The organism is Brevibacterium aurantiacum (assembly GCF_003932995.1).
Lineage (GTDB): Bacteria > Actinomycetota > Actinomycetes > Actinomycetales > Brevibacteriaceae > Brevibacterium > Brevibacterium aurantiacum.
In genome coordinates this window covers 1818867-1832265 of the sequence record NZ_CP025333.1, presented here as the reverse complement: position 1 = coordinate 1832265, position 13399 = coordinate 1818867, and the positions used below count along the sequence as shown (strand labels likewise).

At 62.0% G+C, this 13399-nt stretch carries 13 protein-coding genes and 1 tRNA gene; 7 read left to right on the top strand and 7 right to left on the bottom strand.

Features of this window, described 5'->3' with window-relative positions:
* Position 1 precedes the first annotated feature (1 nt).
* The gene (locus CXR25_RS08470; protein WP_125240520.1) at positions 2–1387 is read left to right on the top strand and encodes a Mu transposase C-terminal domain-containing protein; all 1386 of its coding nucleotides are present in this window, start codon (positions 2–4) and stop codon (positions 1385–1387) included.
* A complete protein-coding gene (locus CXR25_RS08465; protein WP_069600031.1) occupies positions 1388–2194 on the top strand; it encodes an AAA family ATPase in 807 nt (268 codons plus the stop codon).
* Positions 2195–2297: 103 nt separating this feature from the next.
* Here the strand turns inward: CXR25_RS08465 and CXR25_RS08460 are convergent, their stop codons facing one another.
* The 3 genes from CXR25_RS08460 to CXR25_RS08450 all read right to left on the bottom strand — a co-directional run bounded on the left by CXR25_RS08460 (position 2298) and on the right by CXR25_RS08450 (position 4211).
* Complete coding sequence (locus CXR25_RS08460; RefSeq protein WP_069600030.1) at positions 2298–3152, bottom strand: hypothetical protein; 855 nt, start codon at positions 3150–3152, stop codon at positions 2298–2300.
* 90 nt (positions 3153–3242) lie between these two features.
* The gene (locus CXR25_RS08455; protein WP_069600029.1) at positions 3243–3581 is read right to left on the bottom strand and encodes a hypothetical protein; all 339 of its coding nucleotides are present in this window, start codon (positions 3579–3581) and stop codon (positions 3243–3245) included.
* An 84-nt stretch (positions 3582–3665) separates the two neighbouring features.
* On the bottom strand, positions 3666–4211 hold the full coding sequence (locus CXR25_RS08450) for an antirestriction protein ArdA (RefSeq protein WP_069600028.1): 546 nt from the start codon (positions 4209–4211) through the stop codon (positions 3666–3668).
* A 258-nt stretch (positions 4212–4469) separates the two neighbouring features.
* On the opposite strand from CXR25_RS08450, the gene CXR25_RS08445 reads away from it, so the two are divergent.
* From CXR25_RS08445 to CXR25_RS08425, 5 genes are all read left to right on the top strand, one after another.
* Positions 4470–5423 (top strand): DNA methyltransferase, encoded by a 954-nt coding sequence (locus CXR25_RS08445; protein ID WP_125240519.1) that lies wholly within the window; start codon positions 4470–4472, stop codon positions 5421–5423.
* Positions 5420–6332 (top strand): IS5 family transposase gene (locus CXR25_RS08440; protein WP_236850497.1). Its coding sequence is split into 2 segments (ribosomal slippage): positions 5420–5791 and positions 5793–6332, totalling 912 coding nucleotides; the frame shifts between segments, so codons are not numbered across the junction. The genes CXR25_RS08445 and CXR25_RS08440 overlap by 4 nt, the downstream gene beginning before the upstream one ends.
* 294 nt (positions 6333–6626) lie before the next feature.
* Positions 6627–7544, top strand: coding sequence for a DNA methyltransferase (locus tag CXR25_RS08435; RefSeq protein WP_241212404.1), 918 nt, complete (start codon positions 6627–6629; stop codon positions 7542–7544).
* Positions 7544–10102, top strand: coding sequence for a DEAD/DEAH box helicase (locus tag CXR25_RS08430; RefSeq protein WP_096147180.1), 2559 nt, complete (start codon positions 7544–7546; stop codon positions 10100–10102). The genes CXR25_RS08435 and CXR25_RS08430 overlap by 1 nt, the downstream gene beginning before the upstream one ends.
* Positions 10103–10119: 17 nt before the next feature.
* A complete protein-coding gene (locus tag CXR25_RS08425) occupies positions 10120–10620 on the top strand; it encodes a hypothetical protein (RefSeq protein ID WP_069600025.1) in 501 nt (166 codons plus the stop codon).
* Positions 10621–10942: 322 nt separating this feature from the next.
* Here CXR25_RS08425 and CXR25_RS08420 read toward each other — a convergent pair whose 3' ends face one another.
* The 4 genes from CXR25_RS08420 to CXR25_RS08405 form a co-directional block, all read right to left on the bottom strand.
* Positions 10943–11260, bottom strand: coding sequence for a hypothetical protein (locus CXR25_RS08420; RefSeq protein ID WP_101598850.1), 318 nt, complete (start codon positions 11258–11260; stop codon positions 10943–10945).
* A 141-nt stretch (positions 11261–11401) separates the two neighbouring features.
* Positions 11402–11791: a hypothetical protein gene (locus tag CXR25_RS08415; protein ID WP_096147168.1), complete on the bottom strand. Its 390-nt coding sequence runs from the start codon at positions 11789–11791 to the stop codon at positions 11402–11404.
* Positions 11792–11931: 140 nt separating this feature from the next.
* Positions 11932–12004, bottom strand: a tRNA-Arg gene (locus CXR25_RS08410).
* 87 nt (positions 12005–12091) lie between these two features.
* Entirely contained in the window at positions 12092–13129 is a 1038-nt protein-coding gene (locus CXR25_RS08405) for a M15 family metallopeptidase (protein WP_101638807.1), read from the bottom strand.
* Positions 13130–13399: the final 270 nt, after the last annotated feature.

The window sequence follows — 13399 nt, the reverse complement described above, 5'->3', positions numbered from 1 at the left end:
CATGGACGGGTCGCAGAAGTGGAAGATCCTGCGGCTCCACGTCGAAGACGGCATCCCGCTGGCGAGTCTCGCCCGGGAGACCGGGGTGGGAGAGCGAACGCTCTCGCGCTGGCACAGCCTCTACCAGACAGGAGGCATTTCGGCTCTTGAGCGGGCGCAGCGCGCCGATGCCGGCGTGCGTCGGACCGCGCCTGAGCTGGTGGCGTTCGTGGAGCACCTGGCTCTAACCAAGCCTCGCCCGAGCATCGCGACGCTGCACCGCCTGGCCGCGACCGAGGCCGCACGAAGAGGAGTGAGCACGCCGAGCTACGCGACGGTGCGGTCGGTCGTGCGAGCGTTGGATCCAGGGATGGTGACGCTCGCGCTCGAGGGGCCAGCGTCCTACCGGGATCGCCACGAGCTCGTCTTCCGCCACCGCGCAGAGGAGCCCAATGCCCTGTGGCAGGTCGACCACACCGAGCTCGACATCCTCATCAAGGACCCCAGCGGGAAACCATCCAGGCCCTGGCTGACCACGGTCATGGACGACTACTCGCGGGCGATCTGCGGATACATGGTCTTCGAGGGCGCGCCCTCGGCGATGAACACCGCATTGGCGCTGCGCCAGGCGATCTGGCCGAAGAGCGACCCCGCCTGGCCGATGTGCGGCATCCCGGACGTGCTCTACGTCGACCATGGCAGCGACTTCACCAGCCATCATCTCGAGTACACCGCGATCGCCCTGAGGATCCGCATCATCCACTCCGCCGTCGCCCGCCCCCAGGGCAGAGGAAAGATCGAGCGGTTCTTCCACACCGTCAACACCGAACTGCTCGCGACCCTGCCCGGGCGCCTCACCCCTGGACACCCACACCCCGTGCCGGTGCTGGACCTTCCTGGTCTCGACCGAGCCGTCGGGGAGTTCGTCGGCCAGTACAACCAGCGCACGCACACCGCGATCCGCACGAGCCCGAAGGTGGCCTGGATCGCTGAGGGATGGCTGCCGCGACTCCCGGAGAGTCTCGAGGAGCTCGACGGGCTGCTTCTGCGGGTCTCCAAGCATCGCACCGTCCAGCGCGACGGGATCCACTTCCAAGGTCAGCGCTACCTCTCGCCCACGCTCGCCTCGTTCGTCGGGCGCACGGTCACCATCCGCTACGACCCCCGGGACCTGTCCGAGATCCGTGTCCACGACCACGACACCTTCGTGTGCACAGCGATCGATGAAGCCCACCCCAACCAGCGCTACAGCCTGCACGACATCGAATCCGCCCGACGAGCCCGCCGCCGGCAGCTACGCAAAGACATCAACGACCGCATACCCACGACTCCACGACCCCCTGACGACCCGCCCGCTCCCGCGCGACGGCCCACGAAGCGCCTGAAGACCTACGAAGAGGACGAGTAGATGAACCGCGACTTCATCGTCACCAAGGAACACCGCCGCTTCACCGAGTTCGCCGGCGCCATCCGCAAGGACGTCACCATCGGCATCTGCCACGGCGAGGCCGGCGTCGGTAAGACGCAGTCCGCCCGTCGGTACGCCCACTGGGACACCCTCGAACCCTTCATTCAAGCCTGGGGCCCGCGCAGCGAGGCCGACCTGAAGCACTACGCCGCCGCCCACCGCTCCCGCACCGTGTTCTACACCCCAGAGGTCCTCGCCAAGCACCGCGATCTCATGCGCGATATCGAGTTCTACCGCGGCAAGGTCGGAGTCCTGATCTACGAGCATCTCTGCGCGATCGGGAAGATCACGACCACCGACGTTCCCCGCACCATCGACTTCACTGAACTGATCATCATCGACGAGGCCGAACGACTCACACCGACCTCACTCGAACTCCTCCGAGACCTCCACGACCGCCACCACGTCGCCCTCATGTTCATCGGGATGCCCGGCATTGACCAACGGTTCCGCCACTACCCCCAGCTCTACAGCCGCCTTGGGTTCTCCCACCGCTACCGCGCCCTCGCACGCGAGGAACTGCTGTTCGTCCTGACCCGCCACTGGAAGCGCCTCGGCCGCACTCTCGACCCCGAAGACTTCACCGACGCCCAGGCCATCGCCGCGATCGAACGCATCACCCGAGGCAACTTCCGCCTCCTCGAACGCCTCTTCCCCCAGATCGGACGCGTCTTGAAGATCAACCAACTCGACACCATCACCGACGACGTCATCGAAGCAGCCGCCAGCACCCTCATCACCAGCTAACGCCACTCACCCCCACCAGAAGCCCGCCATTCACCGATCCACTTCACAGCCCGGTGATCCGACGCAGGAGGATCGACGGGCGCCCTGGTCTGCGTGGAGGACCTCAGCCGTCCTCGAGTCGACGCAAGATGTTCGCCAACAGAATCACGGCATCCGCGGTGATGCCGGTCGTGGTCCGGTCGGCCTTCGGTGAGTGCTTCATCTTGTGGGCGAGAGCCGACGCCTTCTTGGTCAGCCCCCGCAGCTCCTCATTGGACTTGCCGGGCAGGCGGTGGTCGATGTACGCGCCGATGCGGATGTCGGTCTTGTCGACCGGAGGCTCTGAGAGTTCCGGTGGGCAGTGCACCGCAGGGTCGTAGACGTGGGCGCTGAGCGCCTCGAGGACGCCGACGCAACGGTTGCCCACATCCTTGTAGTCGACAGGCGTGGAGGCTGACCTGAAGCGCTGCCGCAGCTGTGCGATGTGATCGTCGACGTCAGTCCAGCCGAGATCGCCGTGCGGCGAGATGCCTTCGGTCAGTTCGCCCATGAACTGCCGCGCTTCGGCCTCCTCAAGCTGGTTTTGGATCGGCCGAAACACCTTCTCGATGATGTCGCGGCGGGCTTGCCAGCTACCGCTACCCCGGGCACCTTCAGCCATCCAGTGGCTCTGAAACTCGGAGAAGTCACGCCATGGAGGGTCGAAGACGATGCCCCTCCGCTTGAGGAGCATGCGGAGCGCCTTGAGTGCGGCCCTCGCCTCGTCTTCGTCGGTCCGCAGGTGCGACTTCTCGGTGCCGTAGGACTCGTACTCTGCGCGGACGAGCCTGGTGAGCTCAAGCGCTGTCTCCAGTGGGTTCGGGTCGTGGGCGGTGCCCTGTGCGAGCTGGGTGATCAGGTCGGCGTTGAGAACCGGCTCCGATGAATCCCAGGGGTTGCCAGTCCCTGCTGGCTCCTGGAAGAAATCATTAATGCGCATGCCTGATTATCCCCTGACCCCTGCAACCACGGAGATCAAGAAAAAGAACCCCCGAGGAGCGGATGCTCCCCGGGGGTCTCGTGATCGCGCTCAGCTCTCCTGCTTCTGCAGCAGCTTCGAGGTGACGTGGTTCTGGTGCGGGATGGTGATCGAGCCGTCGTCGTTGACCGTGCCGTAGACGTTGTAGCTCATCAGGCCAACGAAGGTCAGCTCGTCGCCGTTGCGGCTCCAGGAGCAATCATCGTCGATCTCAGCCTGCGGGTTCGTCTGTTCCTGGTGGCCGCAGGTGCCATCCTCGCCGAGGACGAGCATGTAGCGCCCCTCCTTGGCGTCGAGGTACGTGCCCTCGAGGTTGTCGCCGCTGCAGCCGGTGAGCATGGCGGTGGCGGCGATAGCGAGCGTGGTGGCGGTGATCAGGTGGCGTCGCATGGTGGGGCTCCTATGAGAGGCAGGGATCTGTTAGACATGCTATAGGCGCGTTTACGTGACAGTGCAGTAAACGCGCCTACAAGTTCAGAGGTTGCGGAAGACGATGACGCCGCCGTCCTCGGCGTACTCGACCGTGTAGTCCATCAGCAGGTCACGTGCCCACTGGTCGTAGTCGATGTAGCGCCGGACCTCATCGGAGACACCCTCGAGCAGGCCGCCCTCCTCGAGCATGTGGTCGGCGTACTCGCGCCATGAGCACCACTCACCCTCGTAGACATCCCCGAAGACCTCGAGCGATGGGAAGTCGCCTTCGCCCTCGGCGACGTAGCTCCCGGAGCGGACCCAGGCGAAGAGGGCCTCGCGCTGGTGCTCGGGCACCGAGGCGAGGACGCGGCCCCACTGGGCCGCGGTCATCGGGTCCATCTCGCCTTGGATCGGGATGCCCTCGTGGTCCATGACCCACAGCTCCTCGTGGTCGGTCGCGTGACCGTGCAGCTGGGCCGGCGTGACCTCGTCGCACTCTTCGGCGTCGTACCACTGACCGACGAGATCGCCTTCGTTATGGCACGCGAGACAACCAAGCCACGCGCGGGGCTCGGCGTGGCGGATGATGCGGGCGCTGGTCGTCATGAGGTCCTCCTTGTTCGTGAGCAGGCAGGTCCCGTGCTCTTCAGGAGATCTCCCGGCCACGCCTAGCGTGGCGGGCCGCGCAGCGCAGAACCGGAGGCAGGGCAGTCGCAGCCTCGGTCCCACTTAAACGCGGCATGCCACGCCCGCCGATGGCAAGTCCGCGTGCGCAATCGGACCCCGAGATAGGATGACAAGGAGGGTCCGAGACGCACTGTGACGTGCAGAGACGGACCCGAGCCATGCGAAGTAAGGATCTAGATGTCTCGGTTGACGGACCTTTTGCGCGCTGCCAAGCAGCTTGACCCGCAGCTTGGTGAGGACCTAGAAGCCGAGATCCGACCGTTCCAGGAGCGTCTGCCCTTCGGGCTCAACTTCGAGCGACATGCTCCCGAAGCAGTGGAGTTAGCAGGTCACAAGATCCGCAAGGGAAGCAAGGTCCGAGTTCTTCCTTCGCGAGGATCCACGGCTCGCGGGGACCAGCGCGTCTGGGTTGTGACTGCAATCAAAGAGGATTCGGTGGACATCACAACCCCCAGCATCGAGGAGACCGAGACTTTAACGGTTGATCTCGACGACCTCGTCCTTGTCGCAGAATTTAGGGATCGCATCTATCCAGGCCTGAGGCCGGACGGTGCGGTCGAAAATGGTGGCGACAAGCCGTCCCACACGGTAATCAACGGTGAGAATTTCCACGTGTTGGAGCAGTTGACGTTCACACACGAGCAGTCGGTCGACGCAATCTACATTGATCCTCCGTACAACTCGGGCGCACGAGACTGGAAGTACAACAACGACTACGTCGAGGGTGATGACCTCTACCGTCACTCGAAATGGCTCGCGTTCATGGAGCGGAGACTCAAACTTGCTAAGCGCCTACTGAAGCCCCATGACTCGATACTCGTCGTGACGATCGACGAAAAAGAGTACCTGCGGTTAGGACTACTGCTGGAGCAGACATTCCCCGATGCCGACATTCAGATGGTTTCCACCGTCATTAATCGAAAGGGGAATGCTCGACGCGGCGAGTTCTCACGCTGCGACGAATACATGTATTTTGTCCGGTTCGGAGAGGCAGCTATCGCCGCTGGGCCCTCCGACATGTTGCATGAGGACACGGGACGACGATCCGATAACGTGCGATGGAAGAGTCTGCTCCGACTAGGGCGTGTCTCCTTTATTGACCATTCCAGGACTGGCACGGTGGAGACGTGACTACACAGCAACGACACCGAGTCTTCACTGATGAGCAGTGGGAGAAGATCGAACCACTCCTGCCCTCAAACGTCGGCAAAAGAGCCCGACCGTTTGAGAACAACCGGCGAATCGTCGAAGGAATCGTCTACCGCTACCGCGCTGGCATCGCCTGGCGTGACCTGCCGCGCGAGCATTTCGGGCCGTGGCAGACAGTATGGAAACGTCACCGCCGCTACGCCGCCGACGGCACCTGGGACCGAGTCTTAGCTCGGGTGCTTTCCGATGCTGATGCTGCCGGTGACATCGATTGGAACATCTCCGTCGATGGCACCATCAATCGTGCTCACCAGCACGCGACGAACACGACACGCCTCGATCAGGACACAGGGGGCTACGTCGAATTACAAAAATCTGCCTGATTCGGAATGTGAACCCGCCGGGCACGGCATCGGTCGCTCACGTGGTGGGCTGACGACGAAGATCCATCATGCCGTCGACGGCAAAGGCCGGCCTTTGGCTGTCGTGGTCACCGGCGGACAGCGCCACGACGGGGTGATCCTGCCGCAGGTGCTGGCTGACATTCGAGTACCGCGGGTCGGCGGTGGTCGTCCTCGCACGTGTCCGGACGCTGTTCTGGCGGATCGAGCGTATGGGTCCAGAGCCAACCGCGACTATCTGCGTTCGCGTGGTATTCGGGCGGTGATCCCGGAGAAGAAAGACCAGATCGCGACTCGTAAGAAGCGCGGTAGCAAAGGTGGGCGGCCGCCGGCGTTCGACGCCGGTGTCTACCGGAACCGCAACGTGGTGGAGCGTTCGTTTGCCTACGTCAAGCAATGGCGGGGGTTAGCGACGAGATACGACAAGCTCGCCATCACCTATCGAGCGGCCGTCGTGATCAGCGCGATCCTGACATGGCTCCGCCAATAAAGGAGACATGTCCTAGCCTCGACCGGGCAGACGAGTGGACGATTCAACCTCTTTTATCCCCTGTACTTCGATAGCAAGACACTGAAGTTCACCGGGTCAGGCGAACCGCTAGGTGAAGGAATCGACATATCTTCGGTGCCAACACCGAGAGGCCAATCCGTACTTTGGCCCATTTCGAAGGATGGCTCGGATGGGCGCTGGTCGCTTAGTCGACCAAAGTTCGAAGAGTACGTTCAACGCGGGTACGTAAAGTTTGGAAAAAAGAATGGTGGAGGGAGAACTCCGTACTATTTGATGTCTGGTCAGGTCGAGGCAATCGATAGCGGCGATCTGGTCGTCACCGGCAGGGATGAGGACGGCGCAGTCCTCCTACGCGCAGAATCTGCACTCAAACAGCCGATGACCATCTGGAACCAGACGTCACACTCGACGTCCGGTCATGGAACCTCTGCTTTGCGATCGATCCTGCCCGATCGATCGTTTCCGTACCCGAAGTCGCTGTATGCCGTAGAAGACGTTCTCCGTTTTTGCGTCGCTAAGAAGCCGAATGCCGTAGTGCTCGACTTTTTCGCCGGCTCCGGGACTACGGCACACGCCGTTATGCGCTTGAACAAGCAGGACGGAGGACGCCGCCAGTGCATTTTGGTAACGAACAACGAGGTCTCTGCCGAGGAGCAGGTCAGACTTCGAAGTGAGGGCCTGCGCCCGGGCGATCCCGAGTGGGAGCGGCTGGGCATCTGCGACTATGTCACGAAGCCGCGCCTCCGTGGTGCGATCACAGGAAAGACCCCGAGCGGGGGGTCAATCAAGGGTGACTACAGGTTCGTAGACGAGTTCCCGATGTCAGATGGCTTCGAGGAGAACGCGGCGTTCTTCACGCTGACCTACGAGTCGCCGTGGAGGGTGAGTACAGACCGGGCTTTCGCTGCCATCGCCCCGATGCTTTGGCTCAGAGCTGGAGCAGTTGGGCGTCGGATCGACGCGATCTCCAACGGGTGGGAAGTCGCTGACAGCTACGGCATCATCAATGATCTGGACCAGTCCTCCGATTTCATTGCGGCTCTTCAAGCAGCAGAAAATATTCGGATCGCCTACATCGTGACTGACGATGAAGGCCGCTATCAACAAATCGCGAATGAGATCCCTGGCATCGAAATGGTACGACTCTACGAGGACTACCTCCGTAACTGCGAAATGACCGGTGATTTCTGATGCGCTTCACGCTCAAGGACTACCAGGCCGATGCCGTCGGTGACACGCTCCGCGAACTCGCATCGGCACGAGACTTCTACCGCAGCGCGAGCAAGCGCGTCAGCTCGGTCGCGCTGGCCTCCGTGACGGGCTCTGGCAAGACGATCATGGCCGCGGCCGTCATCGAGGCGCTGTTCTGGGGCAGCGACGACTTCGACGTCGTCCCGGACCCGAACGCAGTCGTGCTGTGGTTCAGCGACGATCCATCCCTGAATCAGCAGACGAAGCACCGCCTTCAGCAGGCGTCGGACCGGTTGAGAAATCGTCTAGTCACAGTGGAACACCCCTTCCGCCACTCGAAGCTCCAGCCGGGCAACGTCTACTTCATCAACACCTCGAAGCTCTCCAGGAACAGCTTGCTGGTGCGTGGACACGACAGTGCAGACGTGCTGCCGGGGATGGACTCCCATCCGGACACGGTCCCGTTCACCTTCTGGGACACGCTGCGGAACACGATCGAAGACCCCAATCTCACGCTGTACATGGTCCTCGACGAGGCACACCGTGGCATGGGACGTCGGTCGTCGTCGGATACGCCGACCATCGTGAAGCGGCTCATCAACGGCCACAGCGGTGTCCCGCCGATCCCGATCGTATGGGGCATCTCCGCGACCGTTCAGCGGTTTGAGGAGGCGATGGCTGCTGCTCAGGTGAAGGAGAACCGAGTCCACCTGAGCACGATCGAAGTCGACACTGTGCGCATTCAGGAGTCGGGTCTACTCAAGGACGACATCGTCCTGGACTTTCCCGCCGAGTCCGGCATCGATGTGAACACGGTGCTGCTGCGTCGTGGAGTGCGCAAGGTGAAGGCGATGTCGGCTGCGTGGTCCGAGTACGCTGCCGCGCAGAGCGAGCCTGAGCCGGTGAACCCTTTGCTCGTGCTTCAGGTGCCGAATAAGCCGTCGCCCACGGAGATGGCCGCGGCGATCGACGCGATCTACGACGAGTGGCCCGAGCTTGGACACGACGCGATCGCCCACGTGTTCGGTGAGCACAAGGCGCAGACATTCGGTCCGTACAACGTCCCCTACATCTCGCCTGAGCGAGTCCAGGATGCAAGCTACATCAGGGTGCTCTTGGCAAAGGATGCGATCAGCACTGGCTGGGACTGCCCTCGTGCTGAGGTGATGGTCTCGTTCCGTCCAGCGAAGGACGAAACCCACATCACGCAGCTGCTAGGTCGGATGATCCGCACCCCGTTGGCTCGGCGTGTGGAGGGTGATGACCTCTTGAACAGCGTCGAGTGCATCCTGCCAAGGTTCAACCGAGCTACTGCCAGCCTCGTGCTTGAGAAGATCATGGGCAGCGACGTGCTCGACCCTGATGGTGACACTGGCAAGCGTGTCCTGATCGACCCCCTACTCATGACGCCGAACCCCGCGGTGCCTGACGAGGTGTGGGAGCTGTTCTCGGAGCTCCCCACGGAGACGTTGCCGAGGAAGCACGCGAACCCGATCAAGCGTCTGACCGCACTGGCACACGCTCTGGCCGCCGACGGCCTGGTACCGGACGCCGGCCAACTCGCTCATGAGCGTCTGCACGGCGTACTGAACGGTCTTGCCGCTCAGTACCCGAAGGAGCTTGCCAAGGCTCAGGAGGAGGTGCTCACGGTGGCCGGGGGGACCGTTCGCGGTCATCACGGTCTGCGCACTGATGACACATGGACTGAAATCGCAGATGATCGGGCGATCCAGGAGGCATACCGGCACGGAGCCCGGAACATCACCCCGGACGTAGCACGTACCTACATCGACCACCTCGCCGAAGATGCCGACGACGAGGACGTACTGCGAGACGCCCACGTGCGCGTGGCTGCACTGGCGATGCTTCCGCAGACGCGCCCAAAACTGGACGAGGCAGCAGACGCGCTGTCAGCCGAGTGGCTGGGCAAACATCGTGTTTCGATCAAGGGCCTGTCCGAGTCGCGTCAGAGTCTTTATGCCGAGATCACCGCGATGAGCACTGATCCGCAGCTGGTGTCGATGGCACTGCCGAAGAACCGGCAGGAGGAGACCAAGCGCTTCGTCGGTGAGACGGCACAGCTCCTCGACCGCCGGCCGCGTCACCTGCTCTCGGACGAAGAAGGGATGTTCCCCGTCGGGAAGCTCAACCCGGATGAGATCGAGGTGCTCGACACCGAGATTGCACGTGGAGACTTCCTCGCCTGGTATCGCAACCCCACAGGTGGGCGGGACTCAATGAGCCTCGCGTACCAAGACCGGCACGGCGACTGGCGGACGCTCAGACCCGACTTCCTTTTCTTCATCGACAGCAGCGAGGGCGTGCAGGCGAACATCGTCGATCCTCACGGCGCATGGCTGCCGGACGCACTGGCAAAGTTGCGGGGCATGGCACGGTTTGCAGAAATATACAGCGATGATTTCCATCGTATCGAGTCGATTTCGCGCATCGATGGCAAATTACGGGTTCTGGACTTTAAGCTCAAAGAAGTGAGGGCCGCCGTTCTGGACGCGCGCGATGCGGACGATGCCTACCGCGAGTCTTCAGTGGCGTATTGACAGATGGGAACATGTAGATGACCAAGCTGAATGTACAGCAGCTCAACGCTGTCTGGGAGCAGATCAACGAGATAGCCAAGAATTACACTCAGTTTGATGTTCTTCGCAATCACGTTGTCGCGATCACAAGCGAGCTTGTCTCTCGGAAGGCTTTTGTCTTCGAAGACGATCAGTGGGCGCTCTCTGACCGAGAGTGGGCCGACTGGATCGTCTCCGGCGAAGGCAAGAAGTACCTGGACAGTTCCCCCGGGAGAAAGCCCCGGGGCTTCGAAACTCCCAAGTGGCTTGACTACATACTCCTTGTGGCGATCATCGCTCTCGCTGGGTTCGTCTCAAATGCAGTTGCATTGGCACAACTCAATGTCTGGGCCGGTTGGGGGATATTTCTGACGTCACTTGGATTGGTGCTGTCTCTCGCAACACGGAGCTGGGAGAAACTTCGAACTGTTACCTACTACGTTGGACTCGCGCTTGGCGTCGCGGGACTCATTGCCGCGTTGCTTAGCCTTGGTTCGTAACCGAGATCAGCGACCCTCTCGGACACGAGGACGACTCTTACGGAATCTCGTGAGACCAGAATGCTCAGGCCAGTCCTTGATGTGCTTTTCTTCTGACGCGCCTACGAGTCCGAACGCGCCCAGCTAGGTCGAGAGGATCTATTCGTCGCCCGCGGCCTCATCAAGATGCACAAGCAGCCCACTGGCCGTGTCGTAAACGATCTGGCCGGCTATCTCAAACTGGGGACGGTGCACGGTCGCGGCCTCGCTGATGGTTGTCCGGGACTTGGGGACCTCCGGGTAGCTGTATACGGTCAGCACACTTCGCTATCCAAGAGGCTACTTAGCCGTCCTCAAGGCGTCGCAAGATGTTCGCCAGCAGGATCACGGCATCAGCGGTGATACCGGTGGTGGTCCGGTCGGCCTTCGGTGAGTGCTTCATCTTGTGAGAGAGGGCGGATGCCTTCTTGGTGAGGCCCCGCAACTCCTCATTCGACTTCCCCGGCAGCCGCTGGTCGATATACGCACCGATGCGGATGTCCGTCCTGTCGACCGGAGGCACTGTGGCGCCCGGCGGACAGTGGACAGCCGGGTCGTAGACGTGGGCGCTGAGCGCCTCGAGGACCCCGACACAGCGGTTGCCCACGTCCTTGTAGTCCACGGCCGTGGAAGCCGATCGGAAGCGCTGTCGGAGCTGCGCGATGTGATCGTCGACGTCGGTCCAGCCAAGGTCTTTGTGGGGCGAGATCCCCTCGGTCAGCTCGCTGATGAACTGCTGCTCGTCGGCCTCGTCGAGCTCGTCTTACACGGGACGGAACCACTTCTCGAGGATGTCCCGACGAGCCTGCCAGCTGCCGTATGCGCCCTCGGAGAGCCAGTGGCCCTTGAAGGAGGAGAAGTCGCGCCACGGGGGCTTGAACTCGATGCCTTGCCGCTGGAGGACGAGGCGGAGCGTCCTGAGTGCCGCCCTCGCTTCTTCCTCGGAGACGCGCAGGCCCGCCGGCTCGGTGCCGAACGCCTCGAACTCCTCCCTCACGAACCGCGTGAGCGACAGGGCCGTCTCGAGAGGGTTGGAGTCAGGGGCCGTGCCCTGTGCCAGTTGGGTCAGCAGCTCGGCGTTGAGCTCGGTCTCTTGTGAGTCCCAGGGGTTTCCCGTGTCGGGCGACTCCTGGAAGAAGTCGTCGATGCGCATGAGTCCATCATCCCTTGGGCAACCCACATGCAGGCGGTGGCGCGTTGCGTATTGCGTACTTCAGTGCGTACATGGCCACTGGAGTCAGGTATGCAGAAGGCCCCTGGTCTGCGTTTCCGCTGACCAGGGGCCCTTTCTTGTGCCCGCGACAGGATTCGAACCTACGACCTTCTGCTCCGGAGGCAGACGCTCTATCCACTGAGCTACGCGGGCAACGGATGCAATGCTATCACCGACTTGTGGTGCTTCCCAAAACGAAACCGCGTGCAATCGAGACTCGATTGCACGCGGCTATTCGCATCAGGCGCCCTTGAGATCCTTACGACCCGGAACGTATTCCCAATGCCAGAGTTCATAGGAGTTGCGCTGGGCCCAATCGGGATTCTCCCAACCATATTTATCGGCGTTGGCGACGAGCCAGTCGTACTGCACGCCGGTGCCGTTCTGAGTTCCCGCACCGAGATCCAGCGCGATTCCCCAGCCGTGGTTGGAGGTACCGGGACGAGCGGCGAATCCTGGTTTGCGTTCGGCGACGGAGATCTGGGACTCCAGCGAGCGGTAGGAGTCGGTGACGGCCAGTTCCTTGCCCGTGTCCTTCTTGAACGCGGCATTCATCTTCGCGAACGACACAGCAGCGTCGGAACGCAGCTTGTGGTTGCCGACGCCGATCTCGCACAGCCACTCATCGGGGACCTCACCGTTCGAAGCGTCACCCTTGGGTGCTTCGCCTTCGCATCCGGGCAGCACGGTCTTCGTGATGGCACGCGATGCGGCCTCCACTTTGGTCTGCTTGGCGCTGGGTGCGCCGATGGCCATGCTCGTCTTCTCGTCATCTGCCTTGATGTCGGCGGAGACGGATTCGGAGTTGATGGCGCGGGTCTGTGAGTCCGCAGCGGTCTCGTCGACCTTGACTTCCTGGTTGCCGCTCATGTTGCCGGCGACCATCACTGCTGCGATCGCAGTGCCTGTCACAGAGACAGTGGCCAAAGCTGAGAAGGTCGTCACGCGACGGCGACGCACGGAGCGCAGAAGTGATCCGTCGGATCCGCGGCTGCCCATGCGGGCGGCGACGAATGCGGAACCACCGTGATCGGGACGTGATTCGGCTTCCCTGGCCATTGCGGCCCGACGCGGCGAACCGGCGGTCGCTCTGGCCTCAGCTGCCATCGCGGCGCGACGCGGCGACAGTGGTGCTGAGGGGGTCGGATCCGAGTTCTGCGACACCGATGTCGCACCCTGCTTGGAAAAGACGGATGGGACGCGTGAAGAGGTGTGCTGCTTGCGCAGATCGCGCCGGCGGACCGGTTGCGCTTCTGCGGTCGAGGACTCACTCGACATATTACTCCGTACTGTTGTCCGTATTTCGGCCGCCATGTACCCCGGCGAACGAAAACCTTATGTCACAACACTATAACGACATCGTTACAGATTGTCACTTTCCGTTCATACTCGGCGTGTGACCTGCGATTTCATAGGTTTTTCATCACGCCGGGGTGTCATGGAGCAGGCATTTCCGGGGCCTGGACGGCGAGCTACGTAACATATTGTTACAAAGCAACAGCCCATTCAATGACCTGTGTCACGGTCTTTTCTTCCGGCTGTGCCCGA